The organism is Tabrizicola sp., assembly GCF_022842145.1.
In the GTDB taxonomy this organism is placed as follows: Bacteria; Pseudomonadota; Alphaproteobacteria; order Rhodobacterales; family Rhodobacteraceae; genus Tabrizicola.
The window spans coordinates 59634-81529 of sequence record NZ_JALHQD010000005.1; the positions used below are offsets into that span (position 1 = coordinate 59634).

16 protein-coding genes are annotated in these 21896 nt (G+C 64.1%); 10 read left to right on the forward strand and 6 right to left on the reverse strand.

Features of this window, described 5'->3' with window-relative positions; all coding sequences use genetic code 11:
• The 4 genes from tssK to tagF are packed head-to-tail and all read left to right on the forward strand — an operon-like array spanning position 1 to position 6835.
• A complete protein-coding gene (tssK, locus tag Q0C42_RS13145) occupies positions 1-1332 on the forward strand; it encodes a type VI secretion system baseplate subunit TssK (RefSeq protein WP_295076541.1) in 1332 nt (443 codons plus the stop codon).
• The gene (icmH, locus tag Q0C42_RS13150) at positions 1329-2780 is read left to right on the forward strand and encodes a type IVB secretion system protein IcmH/DotU (RefSeq protein WP_295076544.1); all 1452 of its coding nucleotides are present in this window, start codon (positions 1329-1331) and stop codon (positions 2778-2780) included. The genes tssK and icmH overlap by 4 nt, the downstream gene beginning before the upstream one ends.
• Positions 2781-6314 (forward strand): type VI secretion system membrane subunit TssM, encoded by a 3534-nt coding sequence (gene tssM / locus Q0C42_RS13155; protein WP_295076547.1) that lies wholly within the window; start codon positions 2781-2783, stop codon positions 6312-6314.
• Complete coding sequence (tagF, locus tag Q0C42_RS13160) at positions 6296-6835, forward strand: type VI secretion system-associated protein TagF (RefSeq protein WP_295076549.1); 540 nt, start codon at positions 6296-6298, stop codon at positions 6833-6835. Before tssM ends, tagF begins: the two co-directional genes overlap by 19 nt.
• Position 6836: 1 nt before the next feature.
• Here the strand turns inward: tagF and Q0C42_RS13165 are convergent, their stop codons facing one another.
• The 4 genes from Q0C42_RS13165 to Q0C42_RS13180 all read right to left on the reverse strand — a co-directional run bounded on the left by Q0C42_RS13165 (position 6837) and on the right by Q0C42_RS13180 (position 13352).
• Positions 6837-9140 carry a type VI secretion system Vgr family protein gene (locus tag Q0C42_RS13165; RefSeq protein WP_295076551.1) on the reverse strand — a complete coding sequence of 768 codons (2304 nt, stop codon included), beginning with the start codon at positions 9138-9140 and terminating at the stop codon, positions 6837-6839.
• Positions 9141-9234: 94 nt separating this feature from the next.
• Positions 9235-11712, reverse strand: a complete 2478-nt coding sequence (locus Q0C42_RS13170; protein ID WP_295076554.1) for an ImcF-related family protein — start codon at positions 11710-11712, stop codon at positions 9235-9237.
• On the reverse strand, positions 11709-12596 hold the full coding sequence (locus tag Q0C42_RS13175; protein WP_295076558.1) for a M15 family metallopeptidase: 888 nt from the start codon (positions 12594-12596) through the stop codon (positions 11709-11711). The genes Q0C42_RS13170 and Q0C42_RS13175 overlap by 4 nt, the downstream gene beginning before the upstream one ends.
• Entirely contained in the window at positions 12597-13352 is a 756-nt protein-coding gene (locus Q0C42_RS13180; protein ID WP_295076561.1) for a protein phosphatase 2C domain-containing protein, read from the reverse strand. It lies immediately after the preceding gene.
• A 152-nt stretch (positions 13353-13504) separates the two neighbouring features.
• Here Q0C42_RS13180 and Q0C42_RS13185 point away from each other — a divergent pair, with 152 nt between their 5' ends.
• The 3 genes from Q0C42_RS13185 to Q0C42_RS13195 all read left to right on the forward strand — a co-directional run bounded on the left by Q0C42_RS13185 (position 13505) and on the right by Q0C42_RS13195 (position 16963).
• Positions 13505-14176: an OmpA family protein gene (locus tag Q0C42_RS13185; RefSeq protein WP_295076564.1), complete on the forward strand. Its 672-nt coding sequence runs from the start codon at positions 13505-13507 to the stop codon at positions 14174-14176.
• Between the two features lie 115 nt (positions 14177-14291).
• A complete protein-coding gene (locus Q0C42_RS13190; RefSeq protein WP_295076566.1) occupies positions 14292-14516 on the forward strand; it encodes a hypothetical protein in 225 nt (74 codons plus the stop codon).
• Positions 14516-16963: a caspase family protein gene (locus Q0C42_RS13195; protein ID WP_295076569.1), complete on the forward strand. Its 2448-nt coding sequence runs from the start codon at positions 14516-14518 to the stop codon at positions 16961-16963. The genes Q0C42_RS13190 and Q0C42_RS13195 overlap by 1 nt, the downstream gene beginning before the upstream one ends.
• Here the strand turns inward: Q0C42_RS13195 and Q0C42_RS13200 are convergent, their stop codons facing one another.
• Entirely contained in the window at positions 16964-18037 is a 1074-nt protein-coding gene (locus tag Q0C42_RS13200; RefSeq protein ID WP_295076571.1) for a hypothetical protein, read from the reverse strand.
• Positions 18038-18494: 457 nt separating this feature from the next.
• Between Q0C42_RS13200 and Q0C42_RS13205 the strand changes: the two genes are divergently transcribed.
• On the forward strand, positions 18495-18776 hold the full coding sequence (locus Q0C42_RS13205) for a hypothetical protein (RefSeq protein WP_295076574.1): 282 nt from the start codon (positions 18495-18497) through the stop codon (positions 18774-18776).
• A gap of 161 nt (positions 18777-18937) precedes the next feature.
• Here Q0C42_RS13205 and Q0C42_RS13210 read toward each other — a convergent pair whose 3' ends face one another.
• Positions 18938-19882: a universal stress protein gene (locus Q0C42_RS13210; protein ID WP_295076577.1), complete on the reverse strand. Its 945-nt coding sequence runs from the start codon at positions 19880-19882 to the stop codon at positions 18938-18940.
• A gap of 56 nt (positions 19883-19938) precedes the next feature.
• Between Q0C42_RS13210 and Q0C42_RS13215 the strand changes: the two genes are divergently transcribed.
• Entirely contained in the window at positions 19939-20166 is a 228-nt protein-coding gene (locus Q0C42_RS13215; protein WP_295076579.1) for a helix-turn-helix domain-containing protein, read from the forward strand.
• The gene (locus Q0C42_RS13220) at positions 20166-21881 is read left to right on the forward strand and encodes a cation:proton antiporter (RefSeq protein ID WP_295076582.1); all 1716 of its coding nucleotides are present in this window, start codon (positions 20166-20168) and stop codon (positions 21879-21881) included. The genes Q0C42_RS13215 and Q0C42_RS13220 overlap by 1 nt, the downstream gene beginning before the upstream one ends.
• Positions 21882-21896 lie beyond the last annotated feature (15 nt).

Consider the following 21896-nt stretch of genomic DNA (forward strand, 5'->3'; position numbering starts at 1 on the left):
ATGAGTGACAAGAACAAGGTCGTCTGGTCCGAAGGGTTGTTCCTGCGCACCCAGCACCTGCAGCAGCAGGACCGCTATACCGAAGGCCTGGTGCGCGGCGCGCTTCAGGCCGCCCCAATGCAGGCCTGGGGGTTCCGGTCGCTGACGCTGGACGAACCTGCGCTGGACGCAGGCCGGGTCGCCATCGCCTCAGCCTCCGGCATCTTCCCCGACGGCACCCCTTTCGCAATCCCCGACACGATGTCCTCCCCCGCCCCGGTGCCGATCAAGGCCGACATGGCGGGCCATGTGTCGCTGGCGATCCCCATCGAACGCCCCGGGGCGGCCACCATCGACCCCGCCCATGCCGAACCCGCAGGCTCGCGCTACCACGGCGTGATCCAGACCGTCCGTGACGCCATCCGCGGCGGCGCTGAACCCGAAGAGCTGGAGGTGGCCCGCCTGTCGGCCCGGCTGATCCTGCCGGGAGAGGACGCGGCTGGCTATGTCGCCCTTCCCGTCGCCCGGGTCGAAGGGTTGCGCGCCGACGGCTCGGTCGCGGTGTCCGAGGGCACCCTTGCCCCGGCCCTGTGCCTGTCGGCCAACCCCTGGTACGCAGGCCTTGCGCAAGAGGTCGTCACCGGCCTGGACCGCATCGCCGAAGCGCATGGCAAGCTGGTCCTGGGCGGGGCCGGTCGGTCGATTGAAAACCTCCTCCTTCTGGAACTCGCCAACTCTGCCCGCCCGCGGGTGGCGCACATGCTGGCGCAGAACCTGCACCACCCGTCCGAGTTCTTCATGGAACTCGCGGGTCTTGCAGGGCGGATGGCGACCTACGGCTCCTCCTCCCGCCGCCTCTCCGACCTCCCCGCCTACGAACATCTCGACCCGCAACCCGCATTTGCCGCACTCGCCGACACGCTGCGATCGCTGATGCTGTCGCTGCGCCATGTGGAACCCAAATCCCGCGCGCTTCAGGTCGCAAGACATGCCCAGAACATCTGGAAGGTCCGCATCGACAACCCAGACCTTCTGAAAACCAGCCGCATCGTCCTGCGGATCGGTTCGGACATGTCTGACGAAAGCCTGCGGCGCATCTTCGTCAGCCAGGCCACCGTTGGGGCCGCCGACGCCTTCGAGAAGCTGTGGAAATCCCGCCTGCCTGGCATTCCGCTGAAGCCGCTGCACTCCCAGCCGCGCGAGATACCCTATGACGGGGAACGTCTGTGCCTTGAGCTTGACCAGAAGTCCGAACATTTTGCCCAGCTCACCGACGCGCCCGGCTTTGTGATTGGCGTCTCGGGCGCGCTGGACCGCGAACCCGAAATCGACTGCTACGCCGTGAACCGATGAGCAACGAAGACGACCCCTTCGGCCTTTCCAACGACGCCGGACGCACCCGCATCCGGCCGGTAAAGTCGAACGCGCCTGCCACCACGCCGCAGCCCCCGACCTACGGCGCTGAACGCCCCGCGCCTCCGGCGCAGCCTTTCGGAGGACAAGGCTTCAGCGGGCAATCCTACGGCCAACCCCACGGCACACCACCGCAAGACCTGGGCGGTCGCGGTCCGAAACCCCGCCTCACCCGCGCGCATCCGAACCCGCTGATCGTCGCCTTCGCCTCGCTTCTGGAACTCGCGCCCGAACTGGAGCGCGCCATGCCCCCGGCCAATGCGGAAGCCCTGCGCCTGCGGGTTCAGGAAAACCTGATCGACGCCCGCGACAGTGCCGTCGGTATGGGTGTCCCGATGACGCGCGCCAACCAGGCCGCCTGGTTCGTCGCAGCACTTGTCGATGACATCGCCCTCAACACCCCTTGGGGAGGCCATTCCAGTTGGCCCCGTCAACCGCTCGTCGTCGGACTGTCCGGAGAGGTCGACGCTGGCACCAAGTTCTTCGACCGGCTGGAGGAACTCCTCCGTTACCCCAACCGCGACCCGGAAATGCTGGAACTGGGTTTCCACTGCCTGAATCTCGGCTTTCGCGGCAAGTATCGGGTCGAGGGGCGCACCGGCGATGCTGCCCTCCTCGCGATGCGGTCCGCCATCGCCCGCGCCATCCGCAACCCCGAAGCCGAGGCGGCCGAGCTTTCCCCGCACTGGAAGGGCGTCATTGCCCCCGACGAGAAGCCCCGCTTCGCTGTGCCCTTGTGGACCATCGGCCTTGCAGCCGTCGCCGTCATCACCGCCATTTACGTCGGCCTTGGCATTCAACTGTCGAACAAGGCGACCCAGCTTTACGCCCTCGCGCGACTGCTTCCACCCGCCGAACGGGCCGAGATCTTCCGCCCTGTTCGCACCAACGCCGAACCCGCCGCGCCCGAGATCAAGATCGATCCGGTGGTGATCGAGCTTGTCCCCTCTTGCCTTGCCAACGCCCCGCAGGACACCGCCGTCGCCCTATCCGGCAAGGACGATGTCAGCTTTGCTTACCTCACCCTGCGCGGGTCGAACCCCGAGGTTTTTCGCAGCGCCAAGGCCGACATCAACGATGTCTACGGCCCGCTCGTGACCGGGCTTGCGGAGTGCATCAAGGAAAACATCGAGGTCATCGGCAAGGTCACGATCATCGGCCATACCGACAGTGTGCCCGTCCAGGCTTCGAACCCCTTCGCCTCGAACCAGGGCCTGTCCGAGGCACGCGCAAAGACCATAGCCGACCTTCTGACCGACGCCGGGGTGCCGCCCGAGCTTCTGGTCTCCGTGGGCCGCGCCGACAGCGAACCCGTGGGCGACAACGGCACCAAGGCAGGTCGGGCCGACAACCGCCGCATCGAGATCAAGATCGAGAAGAAACTCTAGATGAAAGTCCTCAAGGCCATCTTTCGGTTCCTCTTCTCCCGCCGCCTGTGGACCTTCATCGGCGTAGCCCTTCTTTGCGCGCTGATCTGGCTTTTCGGTCCACTGGTGTCGGTTGGGGACATGGTTCCGCTGGCCGACGACCTCGTTCGGATGATTGTCATCGCCGTCATCCTCGTCCTGTGGCTTTTCTCCCTCCTCCTCGCGCAATTGCGGGCCGCGAAGAAGAACCAGCTCTTTGTGACCGAGCTTGCGGCGCCCGAAAGGCCCGGGGTCTCGCTTCCCGGCGAGGCCAACGTCGCCGAGATCAACACGAAGTTTGCCTCGGTCCTGACCGAGATGAAAAGGTCAAAGCTCGGCGGCAAGAAGTTCCTCCGCGACATGCCGTGGTACGTGATCATCGGCCCCCCCGGTAGCGGCAAGACCACGGCGCTGCGCCAGTCGGGACTCCACTTTCCCGTCGACCTCTCCGACGACCTGAAAGGCGTCGGCGGCACCCGCAACTGCGACTGGTTCTTTACCGAGGATGCCGTCCTGGTCGACACAGCCGGTCGCTACGTCCAGCAACAAAGCGACCCCGAAATCGACTCCGCCGAATGGCTCGGCTTCCTCGACATGCTGAAGAAGCACCGTGGCAAACGAGCGTTGAACGGGGTGATCCTGACCCTTAGCCTCAAGGAACTTCTGGCCGGGGAAGCCGCGGTTCGCGAACATGGCCGCGAGATCCGCAAGCGCCTCGCCGAGCTGCGCGAGCGTCTTCAAATCCATCTTCCGGTCTACCTGATGCTGACCAAGGTCGATCTCGTTCCCGGCTTCGAGGCGTTCTTCGGGACCCTTCCCACCAAGGACCGCGAGCAGGTTTGGGGGGCCACGTTGCCCACCGACGCCCGCATCGACCGCACCACCATCGAGCGCGAGACGAAGGCGCTGCTGGCGAACCTGGAAACGCGTCTAGCCTCGCGCATGGCCGAGGATGTGCCGCTGGAGCAGCGGGCCGAAGTCTTCCGCTTCCCCTCGCAGGTCGAACGCCTGGAAGCGCCGCTCAAGCTTCTGATCGACACCGTCTTCGGCGAAAGCAAGTATGAGGAAAGTCCGTGGCTGCGCGGCTTCTACCTGACCTCGGCCACCCAGGAAGGCTCGCCCATAGACCGGCTGGTCGGTGAACTTGCAGGGTCCTTCGGCCTGAACGCCGAAGCAGCCCCGCGCCGGGCCTTTGGTGAGAAGCGGTCCTACTTCCTGCGCAGCATGTTGACCGACCTCATCTTCCCGGAGGCCGGCCTTGGCACTTTCGATGCCGCCGCCGAAGAGCGCCGCAAGTGGATCTGGCGCGGCTCCATCGCCGGGGCCTCGTTGGCGACCCTGATCGCCGGCCTCGTGTTCCTGTTCAGCTTCCTACGCTACTCCGGCGGCATCGATGACCAGGAACGCCTGCTCGCCGATCTTTCCGGCCGCCTTGCCAACGTCGCCGCGCGCCAGGCCCCAACGGATCCCCTTGACCTCGAACTCGCCCTGGAAGGCGTTACCGAGGTCAAGGCCGCAGCCACCGAAGTCCCAACGTCGCCGCTCACCTACATCGGCCCAACTGCCCAGTCGGAACTGACCGAAGCACAGCGCATCGCCTATGACCGGGGCCTGCGCAACATCCTGGAGCCCCGCATGGTCGCGATGCTGGAGGCCACGATGTGGCGCCAGATCCGCGATCCGGAGTATCTCCTGGGCGCGCTCAAGATCTACTACATGATGACCGGCCTTGCGCCCTATGACCGCGAGTTCGCTGCCCAGTGGTGGCAGGACCAGTTGCCCCTGAACGCGCCCACCGACCCCTTTCCGACCGAAGCCGCGCTGGAACATCAGCTGGCCGCCATCGACCGCATGGGCTCGGAGGAACAGAAGATCGCGCCTGACAATGCTCTTGTCCAACAGGCGCTCCAGTCGATCTGCACGATACCTTTGGCAGCCCGCGCCTACAGCGCCCTGATCTCCGACCCCACCGTCAGCGCGTTACCTGAATGGGTCCCGGCGGAAAAGGCGGGACCCAATGCCACCCGCGTTCTGACCCGGATCTCGGAGAAGACCCTGCGAGTCGGCCTGCCCGGCGCCTTCACCTATGACGGCTTCCACACCACCGTGCTGCCCCTGATCCCAGAGGTCGCCGCCACCGCTGCCCTTGATCAGGCCGTCTTCGCCGGGGGATGCGCCGAAAGCTCCGACGCTTCGGTCGCCACGCTTGAGACCGACATCCTCAAGCTCTATCAGGACGACTTCATCGCCCAGTGGAACGGCTTCTTGCGCGATATCCGGCTTGCCCCGATCACCGATCTGCCTACCGCCACTGCGAATATGAAGGATCTGGCAAGCCCTGACTCGACCCTCCGACGCCTGGTCCGTGCCGTGGTGGACGAGGTCGACCTGACCCGCGTCATCCCCGAAGAGGAAGGCAGCGCCGCGACCGACGGCGTGGTCAAGAAGGCAACCGCCAAGCTTGGCAAGGTCGGCAAGCTTCTGAAAGCGGGCAACAAGCTTGCCACTTCGACCGGCGGGATTGAAGGCCCGCCCCCCGGCACCGACATCGCCCTGCACTTCGCCCCCCTGAAAGCGGCGATCGAGGAGGTCGACGGTCTTCCCCCCCTCCTTGACGACGTTGGCCTGCAACTCGACGGCCTCGCCAAGGAACTTGCCAGCGCAATGAACTCGCCCGACCCCGAGGCGACCCTCCTTGCGCGTGGCGGTTTGGGAGAACTGACCGGCGCCGTCGCCAATGCCGCCAGAGCGCTTCCCGACCCGCTGGACGACTGGGTCGCGGGCATCGCAGGCGACACCATCGCCGTGACCAGGGATGCTGTGATCTCCCAGCTCAACGACCGCTGGCGCGCTGACGTCTACGACTTCTGCGTGAAGGCGACCGAGGGGCGCTACCCCTTCGACGAAGCCTCCGCCATCGACGTCAATGTCGCAGACTTCCGCGAGCTGTTTGCGCCCGGTGCCCGGATTGACAAGTTCGTCACTGACAACCTTCTGACTTACATCGACACCACCGTGAAACCATGGGCCTGGCGCGCCGACTTCGGCCTCGACGGGTCGCTCCTTGCCCCGTTCGAACGCGCCCGCTCGATACGCGATGGCCTTTTCCCGGGCGGCTCGGGCCCGGTGATGGCCTTCACGCTGGAAGCGAAGGACCTGACGCCCAACGCCGCCTCGGTCACCCTCAACGTTGACGGCCAAGCCCTGACCTACCTCAACGCCGCCACCCGCCCGATGCCGATGACCTGGCCCGGCCCCGACGGCACGAACCTGATCTCCCTCTCCTTCCAGCCCGCCGACGGCACCGGAGAGCTGTTGACCTCGGAAACCGGCTCCTGGGCCTGGCTGCGGCTGATCCGGAAAGGACGCCTGTCGGCGACCGACCTGCCTGAGGTCTTCAGACTTAGCCTCGGCCTCTCCGGCTTCTCCGCCAACTTCGAACTCCGTGCGGCATCGGTCGATAACCCGTTTGACCTGAAGATGTTCGGCAACTTCAAATGCCCGACGAAGTTCTGACGCCGCAGAAGTTGGGGGATGATGACCGCCGCCCGGTGGCCGGTGTCTTCGGTAAGATGCCGACCACGGGCGATTTCGTCTGGCGCGGGCTGCCGGATGCGTTCCGGAAACACTGGGACTTCTGGCTTACCCGGCACATCGCCCCTCTGGGCCGCGCGGGGGCCGTCTTCCCGCCCGGGGGGCTGCGGTTCAGCCTGCCGTCGGGCGGGCGTCTGGCGGCCGGGGTTGTGTTCCCAAGCCACGACAGCGCCGGTCGGCACTTCCCGCTGTCGCTGCTTCTGATTGCCGATGGCATCCTGAGCCAAGACCAGATCGATCCCTGGTGCGATGCGGCGCTGGCGCTTCGCCCGGACGGCCTGTCGCCGGACGCGCTTTGGGTCGCTCTCGACGCCCTACCCGCGCCCATGCCGGGCGGCGAACCCGCCTCGGGCGCGATGCTGCTCTGGACATGCGGCGGCCCCTCCATCGCCACGGACCCCGCGGACCCCGGCGATGCGCTGCAAAGACTGCTTCTGAGCTGACTCAGTTCTGGTGGATGTTCGACCCCTTCATCTTGATGTCACCACCTGCCTTGACGTTGATCTTGCCCGACCCGTCCAGCGCGATGTCCTTGCCCTTGATTGTGATCGTGCCGTCCTTCTTCATCGTTATTTCGGCATCGCCACATTTGAGGGTGATCTCGTCGGCGACGGTCAGCATGAACTTCTTGCCGACAGTCACTCCCATGTCCTTGCCAACACTCAGGCTTTCAGCCCCAGCGATGTTCGCGCCACGGTCCTTCCCAACCGAGACCGACACACCACCCCCCACGCTTTCCGACTGGTCACCGCCAATCGAAATGCCCTCTTTCCCGCCAACCGAAACCGTCCTGTCCGAGCCGATGGTCCAGCTGTCGTTCGATCCGATGGAATGACTCTCTGAGGCGCCAACGGTCACATCGCGGGAAGCACCGATGGTCATCGACTGTGCGGCCCCCACGGTCCGCGTCTCGGAGGCCCCCACGCTGTCCACCCGCGCAGCACCAACGGTGATCGTCTGGGCCACAGCGACGGTCTGGGTATGGTTAAGTCCGATCGTCTCGCTGGAACTCGACCCGACAGAGATCGTTTCGTTCGACCCCACCGTCAGCACCCGGTCCACCCCCACCGTCTCGGTGTCGTTGTTGCCGATGCTGGTGGTCTGGTCATGGCCCACGGTGACCGACTTGTCGTTGCCCACGGTCTCGGTCCGGTCGTGGCCGATGTCCTGCGTGGCGTCGTGGCCTACATCCTCGGCGAAGTCGTTGCCGATGGTGCGGGTCTCGTTGTTCTTGATCAGCTCGTTGTGGTCCTTCTCGGCCTGGAAGTAGACCTCCTCCGACCCCTTCTTGTCCTCGAATCGCATCTCGTTCCAGCCGCCGCCGCCGGGCGAGGAGTTCGACTTCCACCCCGACTGCGTGGCATTTGCAGGAAGTCCGTAGGGCGGCATCTGGGCGGCGTTGTATACCCGCCCGGTGACGATCGGCGCATCCGGGTTGCCTTCCAGGAAGTCGACGATCACCTCCTGTCCGATCCGGGGAATCTGGATGAACCCCCAGCCCGACCCGGCCCAGGCCGAGCTGACACGGACAAAGCAACTCGAGTTCTCGTCCTTGCCCCCAAGCCGGTCCCAATGGAACTGCACCTTCACCCGGCTGTACTCGTCGGTGAAGATTTCCTCACCCGAGGGGCCCACCACCACCGCCGTCTGCGGTCCCGACATCAGCGGCTTCGGCGTGCGGCGCTCTGGGCGGAAGGTCAGGCTCAGGGGCTGCAGTTGCAGCCGTACCCTGAACCCGTCGCCTTCCTGCTGCATCCCGGCGCGGTACTGGTCGTCCCACATCTCGTACTCTGACCGCAGCACCAGATACTTGACGTTGTCCGCCTCTCGCGGGAACTCCTCCAACTTGAAACTGACGCCCGACCAAAGACCGCGGACGTTCCCCTGTGCCTCGATGCGGACATGCGCGGCTTGGACTTCTTCCAGCCGGATCGCGGCAAGGGGTTCACCTGCGCCGACCTCGATGTAGGCCCCCGGGTAATGGTAAAGCTCGCCCTTTGCCGCCTCGTGCGACTTTGGCGCGTCCGACTTCGTCATCAGATCGGTGGCCGGCTTCTTGAAATCATAGTCGGTGTGGACATAGACCCCTGACCGAACCGAAGCCTGCGGCAGAAAGGCGGTGATCACGTCTTCCTCTCCGGCCGCTGTTCCGACCTCGCCGCGGAACTTCACGGACCCGAAGTCCTCGGCGTCCTTCACGCTTGCGTTTGCATCGGCCAGAACCAGCGTGTGCTCGCCGTCGGCATGGTCGAAGTGATAGAAGATCCCCTCGTGCTCCATCAGCCGCTGCACGAAGTCCAGGTCGCTTTCGCCGTACTGCACGCAATAGTCCCGCGGGGGATAGGACTTCTTCAGCCGCTTTTCGACCTTCACATGGGCATAGGGTTTCCAGACCTCCTCGATGATCTCGACCACACTCTTTTTCTGGAAGATGCGGTTGTCGCTGCGATTGGTCAGGAACCATAGCCACGGCCGCAAAACGACGCGATAACACGCGTAATCCTCGCGGAACCCCTGGAACGCGAATTCGGCGACGATGCCGTGGAAGAACCGCTTTGCACTGTCCGTCCGGACCAGGATTGTCGCCGGCGTACCAAGAATGTCCTCTGCCTTGACGTCGATATCCTTGCCGACCAGACCAAGTTCGTAGCGGAAACACTGGCTGATCTCGTCCGAACCCTCCATCTGCGAGAACACCAACTTGTCGCCCAGGGCCGTGCTGACCGTGATGTTGCGACCGTCAGCCATGCTGATCTCTCCTGTCCGAAAGCCGTTTCAAATCGCGTCGGGGCAAATGCACCATCACTCTAGCCGAAAATCGCGGCTGTGGGGCAAAAAGGGATCAAAGCGCGGTGGGGCAAGCCAGACCCTTCAGCAGGCGCCATCGCGACAGGGGGTTGGCTTCGGCCATGACTGTCATCTCCATAAAAAGCCGCGCATCGCCGGACTTCAGGTCGATCAGGAAACGCTTGCCGCCGTCACGTTCGCGCAGCCGGATACCGTCAAGGATGCGGAAGAGGCCCCATTCTCCGGGCTGCGCCAAGGTCACGTTTCCCGCCGTGGTTGTGAAACGCACCTCCGCTCCTGCCGTGGGGTTCGGGCCCGGCCAGGTCAGCTTTAGAGGCGCTGCCGTGGTCTCCACCGGCCCGCCCTGTCCCCCGATTGCCACGAATGTCCTGCCGCGTTCCGCCAGCGCCGCCAGTGTCAGTTCGGTGTCCTGTGATGAGAACCCGGCCGCGATGGCTTGGGTGCGTTGCAGGAACTCTGCGCTTTTCGGGTCAAGGCCGGCAAATCGCGCGTCCGGTTTCCAGCGCCACGGGGTGCTTGAGGTGTCGATAAAGGGCTCTGCCCGGGTGCGATAGAAGCGGTCGATGGCCCCACCGGCCCCCAGCAGCGCCGCGACCTCCGGCAACGTCGCATCAGCCCCTTCGGTAAAGGGATAGCGCGCTTCGGTCACCTGCTTGCACAGCGACAGGACTTCGGTCTGCCAGGCCTTCGTCAGCGGGTTTGACAAAGGGTCGGCCTGTGCCGCACTGGTTTCGGCCAGCACATCTTCGACGATCTGCACCACCATCGGCGGCGCGGTCCGCAGGGCGACGAGCGTGGCCCCGCGCGACTTCGCGGTCATCAGCCGCTGGAGACCGCGCGGCTCGTCCCGGTCCATCGCCCCAAGCGCAACGTTGAGGCTGGCGAAAAGCGCGGCGATCTCCTCCATCCGGTCATCTTCGGAATACTGGATCAGCGCTGCAAAGTCCGAGGCAATGCGCAGTTGCATGGCATGAGGGCGCTGCCGGTCCAAGCCACCGACCTGCGTCCAGACTTCAGGCAGCAGTCTGGCCAACGGCGAGTCCGGCGCGGCAAGACGGCCCGAGACGAGCACCGCGTTTTCCGGGTCGCTGAAGGGGCGCACTTTTACATCCGCCAAGAACTCTTTCCACCGTGCCAGCGTCTCGCGCTGGAGGATGTCCAGCACCTGGTCCGGGCTGTCGTTCTGTGTCGCCGGTGGCGCAGGGAACAGCCGCGCCGCTTCGGTCCGCGCGGTCTGCACCGCCAGTCCCGCCCCGACGTTGCGGGCATAGTCCCAGCCCGCTTGAGTAAAAAGGCCGGGCAGCGGACTGTCCATCGCGCCGCCCGACCGGCGTTGCAAGACGACCGAGATCCCCGGCACCGCCGTCTCGGGGACCCAAGGCAAAAGGTCGGAAGCGCCTTGCGAGCGCAAAAGCTCCAGATAGGCCCGCGCGGGCTCCCCGGCCTCGGCCGCATAGTTCCGCGCCTGAGCCAGAAGTTCGGGATCAGGTTGCGGAAGTGCCTCGGTCGGCGGGCGCAGCCGGTCGATGTGCGGGACAAGCGGTTGCAGGTCCGGCATCACCCCGACCCGGTCGGCAAGCCACCCTGCCAGATAGGCGGGCGACCAGTCGGCCTGCCCCGACAACACCGACCAGGCTCGAATTGTATCGTAGAGCGGCAGGCTTTCGCCCTCGCCAACCAGTGCCGCATCAACGGCCCGCGCAAGGGCTCCCGGCAGGTGCTTTTGCACCGCAATGTCATAGACCTCATCGGCATGGACCGCCGCATCGAACCCCAGCGGCGCTGCAAAAAGCCGGATGGGCGCCTTGTCAGCGGACCTGGCCACGTCCTGGGACGCGTCGCCAAGCCGCATCAGCCGCTGCGGCAGGTCCGGCAGCACCCCGTCGCGATCCAGCCCGATGTCCAGCGTCTTGGCATCGAAAAGCCGGGTCAGGTCGCGGTGGAAGCGCCATTCCACGAACCCCGCCCAGCCTGCCACCATAAGGACGAAGGCCAGGATCAGGACCAGCGTGATTCCCGTCCAGCCCGCACCGAGGTTTCGGTCAAAGGCCGTACGACTGCCCTCGAGCACCGCAAGCCGCCGCTCCATGAAGGTCTTTACGCCCCCGAAGTCCGGCCCCGCGAGGTCCGCCTTGCGGATGAATTCGCGCAAGATGGTCGCAGAAATGTCCCGCCCGTCGAAGATCAACCGATGCGCCCCGGCGCCCCAAAGCGCCACATCCACTGCCCGGTTCTTCCGCGCCGCCTGATCGAGAACAAGCCCCAGCGCATAGCGCGCCGGCTGGATCGTCGAAGGCGTGACCCCCGCCCGCTCGAGATCGGCATCGAAGCGGTCCAGCGCCTCGGCCGCGCGTTGAACGAGGGCCTGAGCCTCCACCCCCCGGATCGTCGCCAGCTGCTCGACCATCCGCAGCACCGCCCCGGCCGCCTGTTCATAGACCTCCGGGTCGGACCGCCGTGCCCCGCGCCGTGGCGGCAAGACCGTGCGCGGGTTGTTCAGGTCGGCGCTCATTGCGAGGGGATCAGGCCTTCATCAACCCATTTCTTCAGGGTCTCCTCACCCACCTCGAAATGCATTCCGTCCTCGCGATTGTAGCCGCCGCCCCAATACCAGCCTTCGGCGTTGAAATGCTCGGCGAGGATGACAAGACCGATCTGCATGGTGCCGTCGGCGAAGGGGTCAAGCTCGCCCTGCAGGGTGATGTCTATCGCCGTTCCGAAGGAGTGGTTCGAGACCGAAGAGTTCGACCCCCTGATCAGCCGAACACAAAGCGCGCCGGCCGTGCCCAGCTTGGCGGCGATGTCGGGCTCGTCCTCCTGCAGCTTGGCGACGATGCGCTCCAGGCTGTCCAGCGCCGGTTTCAGCATGGTGGCCTTGATCGTTCCGATCTGCCGCGTCTCGACGAGCGACTTCAGCCTCGGATTGCTGATCCCGCGGCAATCGGTGCCCAGATCCTCGCGCGGGCGGCCGAGAAGCGCCAGCATCGTCTTGTTGCGCGGCTGGGTGATGCCCTTGTTGAACCGGTCCCGCGCCGCGCGCATCTGTTCGGTCAGCGCTTCGGTCTCGGGTTGGTGCTGCCCGTCTTCGCCCGCCGACAGCCCGTCGGCGTCCACCGTGGGTGCCTCGACGGCCGACGGCTCGACCGGCGCGCGGTTGGCCAGCAGGCTCATGTCGTCGCGAAGCCGCGCGAGGTCGGCCTTCAGCGTGCCGATCTCGGCCTCAAGCCGCGCACGCTGCGCGGCTTCGGCATCGAAGGCCTCTTCCAGACTGGTCAGACGCAGATCGGCTGCACTGTCTGCCGATTCCAGAAGCGTCGTGACCATCGCAAAGGCCACCGCCGCGATGATGACTCCGATGGCGACGATGATGGGCGCAATCAGATTGTTCGACTGCATTCAGTCCTCGCAGATCTGAACAGTGATCGCCGACACATTGTCCGGAGCGCCGTTCTCCAGGGCCTCGCGCACCAGCCGTTGGCAGGCATCCTCCGGCCCGGCAGCCTCGCGCAACAGGGCTTCGACGGTCTGCTCGTAAACACAGCGCGTCAGCCCGTCGCTGCAGAGAAGGAGCCGGTCCCCCACCGCCAGCGGCACGCTGACCAGGTCGACCTCCAAGTCTTCGGCCCCGCCCACCGCTCGCGTCACCATATGCGATTCCGGATGGCTCTCCGCATCCTCGGGCGACAGTTCGCCCCGGTCCACCATCTCCTGCACCACCGAATGATCGCGGGTCAGCGGTCGCAGGTGCCCACCGCGGAGCAGATATGCCCGGCTGTCCCCGGCCCAGGCGACATGCGCCACCGCACGCGATACCAGCATGGCCACGACGGTCGAGCCCATCCGACTCATCCCCGGTGCCCGCTGGCGTTCCAGCACCAACTGGTTCGCCTCTTTCAGTCGGGCCACCAGGGCCGGGCCGGGGTCGGCTTCGTCGGGGATCTTCGCCAGACAGTCGATCACGATGTCGGACGCGACATCGCCGTTGCCATAGCCCCCCATCCCGTCGGCCACGGCCCACAACACCCCGGTCGGATCAGTCAGGATTGAATCCTCATTACGTTCCCGCACCACGCCTCGGTTCGTAAGCCCCGCCCCGACGGCCACCGGCATCGCGGGCGACAACCCCGGGACCACGGTGATCGGCGCGGTCATGGCCAGACCTCGTCCAAGAACTGACACGTCGGAAAACCGGTAGAGACATGGAGCATGGCAGGGGCCCGCCAAAAGGTGTGAATTGAATGCATCGCCATCATAGCCTAGACTTTCGCCAGTCATAAATCCGTTTTTTGGAAGGTGCTTCGAATATGCGCAACGTGCTTGCTGGCCTTGCATTCTGTGCCGCTCTCGTTCCCGCCGGGGCTTGGTCACAGGACCTTTCGGAACAAGAGCTTCTGGAGCTGTTTCTGGCGCAGCGTGACGCCTACAAGGCCGCGGTCGAGGGTAACACCAGCCTGACGCGCGGGTTGAAGCTTGTCACCGCCGACGATGTCGTGATCGCGACCGAAGTGGAAAAGACGGACACCGGCGCGACCGATAGCTCTACAGCGACATCGGAAAGCACCGAGGTCGCCGTGGCCCAGCCTGCGACCGAAACCGTGGTCAAGGAAACGGAAACCGCCACTCTGGTGAAGATGCCAGAGGACCTGGGCGTCAACATTCGCATCGAGTTTGCCTTTGACAGCGCCGCGCTTGACGATGCGCAGAAGCCCAAGCTTTCGAAGCTCTGCAATGTGATGAAGACCGCCGACATCCAGCTCTTCCGCATCATCGGCCATACTGATGCCTCGGGAACGGACGATTACAACGAGCGTCTGTCGCGTCTCCGCGCCGAAGAGGTGCAGCGCTTCTTCGTCAACGATTGCGGCATCGAGGCGTCCCGGCTCGAGGCCGTGGGCCTGGGCGAGCGCTTCCTCCTGGAAAACGCCGATCCCGACTCGGACGAGAACCGTCGGGTAGAGTTCCAGGCGCTCAGCTAATCCCGTCACGCCGAGCCGCCGTTGCCTGGATGGCAGGACTGTGGCATCATTCTTGCACTGTTTATGCCATTCTCGTTCCTTGCGACCCGCTCCCGCATTAGCAAATGGGTTCGTCATGCTTGCATCCTGGTCTCGCTGCCTTCTCCTGCTCTCCGCCATTGGCCTTCTCGGCGCCTGTGAAGAACTGACGCCTCCGCCACAGCAAGAGGCACCTGTCGTCGCCACACCGGTCAAGAAGGTCGCCCCCGTGGCAACTCCCGCTCCGGTCAAGACAAAGCCGAAGCCCGTCGTGATCGACTTCGACGACGGCGGTTCCGGTGGCGGCGGCTGGAGCGGCTAATGACCTCCCTCCGCGCTCTGGCGGGAAGCGCGGCTGCGGGGCTATTCATAGCTACCGTTGCCTCGGTCGCAGTGGCGCAGGACAGCGCGCTTGGACCCTTCCCGGATGGCCATATCTCCGCAAGCATGCGCAAGCTGGCCGAGCCGTCCGGCCCGCGTCAGAAGTATGCGATCGTCATCGGCAACCAGAGCTACGCCCATGCGCCGCAACTGCCGAATGCATGGAACGATGCGCTGGACGTGGCCGATCTCCTCGCCGACCAGGGGTATGACGTCACGCTGATGAAGGATGCCTCGAAGCGCGACTTTGAGGCGCTGATGCAGCGTGTGCTCTTCGACGTCGACCGCAATACAGAGGTCCTTTTCTATTACGCCGGCCACGGGGTGCAGATCGGGTCCGAAAACTATCTCATCCCCACCGACGCGGAGCTTGACCAGGTCGACGACCTTCCGTTCGAGACCATCTCAGTCGGCAGTCTCGTCTCGATCGTGGGGTCGCGAGCACGGCTGCAGATCATCATCCTCGACAGCTGCCGCAACAACCCCTTCGCCGGCGTCAAGCTGCAGGATTCCCTCGGTCCTGACGTCCGCGAGGTCGAAACGGGCTTCGCTTCGCTGGCGGCTCCGGTGAATTCCTACGTGGTCTTCTCGACCTCTCCCGGGGAGGTCGCCCTGGACGGGGCGGGCGAGAACAGCCCCTTCGCCAGCGCCTTCCTGCAGGCGGCGGCGCTAGGCGCAGTTCCGGTCACGGACGTATTCGAAGAGGTGCGCCGCAAGGTGTTTGTCGAAACCCAGGGGGTCCAGGTTCCGTGGGACAGCTCGACCATGGTGGAAGGGGCGACGATCTCACAGGTCAGCGCCACAACGGACACTGCCGCGCCAGAGGAAGCGACAGGCACCTCGGTTGCGCGCGGCCTGACGCTCTTCGCCAGTTCGGCCGAGCTTTTTCAAGCCGAAAGCATCCTGCCTACGCCCGACATCAGCATCGCCGCCCAACTGGCACCCGCCGTTCCCATCGGTGCGACACTGGTTCAGGACTTGGGCCTTGGCCCGTCGGACAAGGTGGGTCTGACCGAGCCTCCGCGCGGCGGCCGCCTAGTGCTGCTGGACGACCAGGGCCTGCAGTCCGCGCCAGTCTTCCCGCTGTCCGGTACAGACCTTGACCGTCTCGCCTTCGCCTATGTCAGCGGACCGGTGGTGCAGTTCGGTCAGGACCCGGTGCTGAAGGTCCAGTTCAAGATCGACCAGGGCGGCGCGCCGACGGTGGTGCAGGTCGACCTGACCCCCGACCCCTGCGACATGGCCGCAGCCGACCACCTCGATCCGGATGGCGTTGGCCTGGCGCGTTTTGCCAACGAAATTGCGCCCGAAGCTGCGGTGCAGGCCTGTCAGGCCGCTGTTGAACGCGAACCGCAGAACGCCCGCTTCCACTATCAGCTAAGCCGCGCGCTGACGGCACTGCGCCGTCACGACGAAGCGCGCGCTGCGCTGGATACCGCACGCAAGCTGGGCCATTCCCGAGCCTCGTATGCCATCGGCAATGCCATTCTGAACGAGGCGCGGGAAACCGGCGGTTCAGCGGTCGAGGCTGCTCCGGAAGAAGCGCTGACCTACTACCGCGAAGGTGTGGAGCTCGGGGACCCTTATGCATTCTACGCCTTGGGTCGTCAGTTTGTGCGGTTCGGCGAAACCTCTCAGGATCGCTTGCGCGGTTATGACCTCATGATGCGGGCGCTTGAGGTCGGGCACACCTACGCAATGAACGAACTGGGATATCTCTACCTTGATGCCGACAGCGAGTACTACGATCCGACCCGCGGGCTGCGCTATCTGAACGAAAGCGCGGCGCGGGGGGATATCTACGGCTACAACAACCTTGGCCTCGTCTACATGAACGGCCTTGGTGGGCAGGAGAAGGACGTCAAGGTCGCGCTGGACTGGTTCACCAAGGCGGCAGATGGCGGGCACCCGAATGCGCCGGGCAACATCGGTCAGTTGATCGCCTCGGGCGCGCTTGGCAAGGCGTCGGATCTCGGCCAGGCCGTCGAATGGTTCGACAAGGGCCTGGACCGCGGTGATGCAAATGCCGGGGCCTATGCCGCCTACCTGATCCTGACCGAAGGCGCCGGCGGCTTGTCCCCCACGGACGCTGCCCACCGCGCCGGCCGGGCCGCCGCCCTGCGAGACGCGAAGTCGGTCGAACGCGCCCGCAAGGTGCTGGACGCGCTCCCTGCCGAAGCCGTGAACGAGGCCGCGCAGCGCCTCTTGCAAACCCTTGGCGCCGACATCACCCCGGATGGTGCCTTCGGCGCGGGCAGCACGGCTGCTTATCAGGCCATTGCCGCCGACCATGGTGACACGTCAATCGAGACGAACCCAATCGAGCGGCTAGTCGACATCGCCCGCATCCACTGGTCGACCACGCCTTTCCGGGTGGATCTCTACTGATCAGAACTCCAGCGCGACTGCGACGCTGGCCTTTCGCGTGTCAAACCCGCTGCTGATCCGGTAGTCGCTCTGCGAATACTCGAAGTCCACCGAGACATTTTCGCGCGCCTGCCATGAGGCGAATACTGCTTGGGCCGTGCCTTCAAATACTCTATCCCCAAGCGGCCCTGGGGTCTGCGATGAATGGCCGAAGCCAAGGGTCAGATCTCTGAAATCATAAGACAGCGACAGGCCTTTGAAGGTCGTGTCATAGGCCCCCGTAATGCCGCTGTTAATGACCAGAGGTGCGCGATTAATTCGGTTCAGGACGACATTGAACCCGCCGCTCGTCAGGCCGAAACTGAACGATCGGAACCGGTCATCCTGTCCTTCGTCATAGCCCGCGGCAACGAACAAGACGGTATTCTCCAATTCACGTCGCCAGATTGCACCCAATGCGTCAACTTCAACCACTCTGCCCGCAGTGGTCTCTGCCTTGGACCGCGAGGCCGAAAACGTGACCTCACCAAACTGCAAATCCAGTCGCAGCGTCCGAAAGTCCAGACCTACAGCAGGACCTTCAAATGGGTAGGTCCGCACTCCGGTACTGCCAGCAGCATCGCCGATATTCATCCAGACCGCGTTTCCGCCGTCCACAAGTGAACTTCCTTGCTCGATCTCCCGCGTCGCCAGATCGAAGGCGGTTTCCATGTTGCCATAGCTTAGCGTCACACTCGGCAGCGCAGCGTAGACAGCCAGGTCAATCTCGGACCCGCCAAACTCTGATCCGCTCCCCCCCGTCGTGCTGCCTCCAAGCGTCAGATCGAAATTTGACTGGTTGCCCCGCAGATACGAGATGCGCCCCAGTGCGCCAAAGCGCAAATCCTCCATGGCCAGAATCTCAGCTCGTCCCGTCAGTTCGACTTTCGCCACCGGACCCACGTATTGATACCCGGCAGAAAGTGGTCGAGCCGTCTCCTCACTCAAATACCCCAATCCCACGCGCCCATTGAAACTGTAGGTCAGTGCATCCTGCGCCATAACAGCAGAGCCCGCCGTCGTGCCAATCAAAACGTACATCATCAAACTACGCATAGCCCGTCCCCGCGCTATCAAGTTGCGGAAGCTGACCACAAATACCGCTCTGCTTCAATCTATATGGGTCCCGCCCGATCATTGCCGACGGCTTTGTTGCCACACCGCACCAGGAACGGGTTGAACGTCTCTTTCCCACTACCATCGCTTAGTGATTATCCGCGGCCTCACAGCCGCAAACACGCGCAGCAAGATCATTGCCAACAGGTCTCGAAGCCAGCATCGTTGGCATGTCCGCCCAATGCACTGTCGAAGATCGGAAAAGGACCAGATCATGCCAGTAGCAATGAACTACGGCGAGATATCCGCAAGGCTGAAGGACTCGCAGGACTGAGGAAAGTATGTCACCGATGGCAATCGTTGTGCCCTAGTGGTCGGCGCAGCCCTAAGGTTGAAGCCCTATCCCCATCACAGAAGCTTCCGGGGACAACCCTCGGCCAATCCCGACCTTCGCACGATGCCCTTTCTTGAACGCTTGTTCCTGAAGGCGGCCGACGTCACCGATGTGATCCAGAAGACTTATGGGATGCCGGATCTAACCTCTTCTGGCGCCGACCTGGTTTCCTATGCCCGCTTGAAGACCATCCCAGAGCTTGTGACATTCTCGGACGCAACCGGAGATCACATCGACTTGTGGGACGGCCAATGTCTGGAGATATACCGCGAGAAAGGACGCAATGCCGTGATTACCGGGCTGATTGCAAATGCACGCAGAATACTTTTCTGGTCCGCCTTTTAGGGTCAGAACCCATTGAGTATGCCTTGGCAGCGTGATTCAGGCTCAGCAAGGACACATAACGCTGTGCAACCGCTGCGCGCGCCAGCCCATCGAAATTCATGATATACCGCTCCCAGCGGGGATGCCACGGGCGAAATGTCGACGGCAAGGGTCCGCAAGCGTCACATCTCCAATGAGACCGATTGAGGCGGCATGGCGAGAACGTCACATTGCGCGTCTTTCAGGACCTGTTGGGCCACGCTGCCCAGAACCATGCGGGCGACTGCACCTTTCCCTTGGGTCGCAACGACGATCAGGTCTGCGTTCAACTCCAGCGCCGCCTTGAGGATTTCGTTGGCGACAGTCGTTTCTTCCGGCCGCACGACCTTTTCCGCCGGTCCGATCCCGAGCCGCGCCGTGAACGCCGCCAGAGACTGAAGCGCTTCGGCGCGCAGGTCGTTCAGGTAATTCTCCCGTCCTGCCTTTCCGATGCTGTCGGACATCGCAAGGCGCAGGGCGGGGGCGTCGAAAACCGTCAGCACGGATGATCGCCCTCCGGCGCCAAGACCCAAACCGGTGAAACGCTTGAGGGCCTTCTCTGCAGTCTCAGAGAGGTCCGTTGTCTGAAGCACGTGGCGCCAAGGTCCGACGGGCGGGCCGTTCACCATCAGCACCGGGCATGACACCGCGCGGATCGTGCGTTCAGCCGTGGTGCCGACAAAGACATCCCGGAGGATCTGCCGGCGATGCGGCCCGATGACCAGAAGGTCGGGGCTCGCTTTGGCAACCTCCTTGACGATCCCGGCAAAAGGATCGTCCAGAACTATCTGCGTGCTGCAGGACACACCGTCCAGATCATTCAGGCTGCGGGTGAGTTCGCTCAGCAGTTGGCGTGCATCGTTCACTTCATGATCGACGATCCGGCGTGGTCGGTCGTCATCGACCACATGCACAATGTCCAGAACAGCATCATGCGCCCGGGAAAGGATGACCGCGCGTCTGAGCGCCCGATCGGACCGCTCGGAGAAATCGGTCGCGAGCATGATCTTTTTCATGGTCTGCCCTCCTGTCCTGAGACTGGAGGCAAGTAAGACATCAGGATCGTCTCGTGGATTGATGCAGGTCAATCAAAAGCGACAATCCTTCGCTATTCTTCACAAAACCTCACGAGAAACAGAAGGCCATGCCGCAGGACCAGTATCAAACCGTCAAGGAAGTCGCGGACCGCCTGAAGGTGGCCGAGGCGACCGTGCGCCATTGGATCAAGGTCGGCCAGTTGCGCGCGATCGACATCGGCAAGGGCTGGCGCATTGCCAATGCCGATTTGAACGAATTTCTGCGGCAGCATCAGACAGCCCCGAGGCAGCACAGCGATGGACCGAACGGTCTTGATGCAGAAGGGAAGCCCTAATGCCGATGCTGCCCCCCTTTGCCGAAGTGGCCCTGCTTCTGGTCATGGCGGCCGGGATCGGGCTGGTCGGCACGTTGGCGCGGCAACCCCTGATCGTCAGCTTCATCGCTGTCGGTCTGATCGCAGGTCCATCGGCGCTGGATGTCGTCCACTCGGACGCGCAAATCGACTTGTTGTCCGAGCTTGGCATCGCCGTCCTGCTGTTCCTAGTTGGCATCAAGCTGGACGTGCAGCTGATCCGATCGCTGGGCGTGGTGTCGGTAATGACCGGGCTTGGGCAGGTCATCTTTACCGCGTTCTTCGGCTATCTGATCGGTCTGGCGCTGGGGCTTGGTCACATCACCAGCCTTTACGTCGCGGTCGCCCTGACGTTTTCTTCGACCATCATCATCGTCAAATTGCTGTCCGACAAGCGCGAGATCGATGCGCTGCATGGCCAGATCTCGCTGGGGTTTCTCATCGTCCAGGACCTTGTCGTCGTGCTTGCGATGATCGTGCTGTCGGCCATCGGCATCGGCGCTGCGGATGCCGGGCATGGCGGCGGGTCGGTGGCGATGGTGCTGGCCTCCGGGCTGGCACTGGTGGCGGCGGTGGTCTTGTTCGTGCGCTACGTCGCCGATCCCTTGACGGAACGGCTGGCCCGCGCCCCCGAGCTTCTGGTGATCTTCGCCATCGCCCTGGCCGCGATGTTTGCCGCGGTCGGCGATTTTGTCGGCTTGGGAAAGGAGGTCGGTGGCCTGATGGCGGGCGTGGCGCTGGCCTCTACCCCCTACCGCGAGACCATCGCCGCCCGGCTGGCACCCCTGCGCGATTTCCTGCTTCTGTTCTTCTTCCTCGCCCTTGGGGCCACGCTTGACCTGTCGCTTCTGGGCACGCATGTCACCGGGGCGATCCTGTTCTCGCTGTTCGTGCTGATCGGCAACCCGTTGATCGTGCTGTCGATCATGGGGGCGATGGGCTACCGCAAGCGCACCGGTTTCCTCGCCGGGCTGACGGTGGCGCAGATCAGCGAGTTCTCGTTGATCTTCGTCGCGATGGGCGTGTCGATCGGGCATGTGACTGAAGACGCGCTTGGTCTTGTCACCATGGTTGGCCTCGTGACCATCGCGGCCTCGACCTACATGATCACCTATTCGCATCAGCTTTACGCGCTGTTCGAGCCGCTGCTTGGCGTCTTCGAACGCAAGAACACCCCGCGCGAGCCGTCCGAGGCTGGGGCACATGCGGCCGAGAGCTACAGGATCATCCTCTTTGGTCTGGGCCGCTTTGGCACCGCCATCGGGCTACGGCTCCACAAACGCGGCATCCGGGTGCTGGGTGTGGACTTCAACCCGCAGGCGGTGCGGCGCTGGCGCGATCTTGGGCTTGAGGCCGACTTTGGCGACGCAAGCGATCCCGAATTCGTCGCCGAACTGCCGTTTCGGGGGGCCGAGTGGATGGTCTCGACCGTGCCGATCCACCCGAGCGGCCTTAGCCACGAAGATACCCGCCGGACACTGATCCAACTGGCGCGCTCGGCAGGGTTCTCTGGCCGTATCGCCGCCGCCTCGCACAGCAGCGGTGACAGCGAGGCTCTGTTCGGCGCGGGCGTCGATCTGGTGCTGGAGCCCTTTCAGGACGCGGCCGACCGGGCGGTGGAACTCTTGTCCGGCGCCGTGACCGAGGAACGAACCGACTTCCCCGAAATCGCGGCCGAGGGCCGGGCAACGGGGTAACGCGAAGACTTCAAC

Excerpts from the sequence above, each read along its gene's own strand:
- Q0C42_RS13205 (WP_295076574.1), top strand. The coding sequence starts at position 18,495 with ATGCCCTTTCTTGAACGCTTGTTCCTGAAGGCGGCCGACGTCACCGAT.
- Q0C42_RS13165 (WP_295076551.1), bottom strand. The coding sequence starts at position 9,140 with ATGGCTGACGGTCGCAACATCACGGTCAGCACGGCCCTGGGCGACAAG.
- Q0C42_RS13215 (WP_295076579.1), top strand. The coding sequence starts at position 19,939 with ATGCCGCAGGACCAGTATCAAACCGTCAAGGAAGTCGCGGACCGCCTG.
- Q0C42_RS13220 (WP_295076582.1), top strand. The coding sequence starts at position 20,166 with ATGCCGATGCTGCCCCCCTTTGCCGAAGTGGCCCTGCTTCTGGTCATG.
- Q0C42_RS13200 (WP_295076571.1), bottom strand. The coding sequence starts at position 18,037 with ATGCGTAGTTTGATGATGTACGTTTTGATTGGCACGACGGCGGGCTCT.
- tssM (WP_295076547.1), top strand. The coding sequence starts at position 2,781 with ATGAAAGTCCTCAAGGCCATCTTTCGGTTCCTCTTCTCCCGCCGCCTG.
- Q0C42_RS13185 (WP_295076564.1), top strand. The coding sequence starts at position 13,505 with ATGCGCAACGTGCTTGCTGGCCTTGCATTCTGTGCCGCTCTCGTTCCC.
- Q0C42_RS13175 (WP_295076558.1), bottom strand. The coding sequence starts at position 12,596 with ATGCAGTCGAACAATCTGATTGCGCCCATCATCGTCGCCATCGGAGTC.
- icmH (WP_295076544.1), top strand. The coding sequence starts at position 1,329 with ATGAGCAACGAAGACGACCCCTTCGGCCTTTCCAACGACGCCGGACGC.
- Q0C42_RS13195 (WP_295076569.1), top strand. The coding sequence starts at position 14,516 with ATGACCTCCCTCCGCGCTCTGGCGGGAAGCGCGGCTGCGGGGCTATTC.
- Q0C42_RS13190 (WP_295076566.1), top strand. The coding sequence starts at position 14,292 with ATGCTTGCATCCTGGTCTCGCTGCCTTCTCCTGCTCTCCGCCATTGGC.
- Q0C42_RS13180 (WP_295076561.1), bottom strand. The coding sequence starts at position 13,352 with ATGACCGCGCCGATCACCGTGGTCCCGGGGTTGTCGCCCGCGATGCCG.
- tssK (WP_295076541.1), top strand. The coding sequence starts at position 1 with ATGAGTGACAAGAACAAGGTCGTCTGGTCCGAAGGGTTGTTCCTGCGC.
- Q0C42_RS13170 (WP_295076554.1), bottom strand. The coding sequence starts at position 11,712 with ATGAGCGCCGACCTGAACAACCCGCGCACGGTCTTGCCGCCACGGCGC.
- tagF (WP_295076549.1), top strand. The coding sequence starts at position 6,296 with ATGCCCGACGAAGTTCTGACGCCGCAGAAGTTGGGGGATGATGACCGC.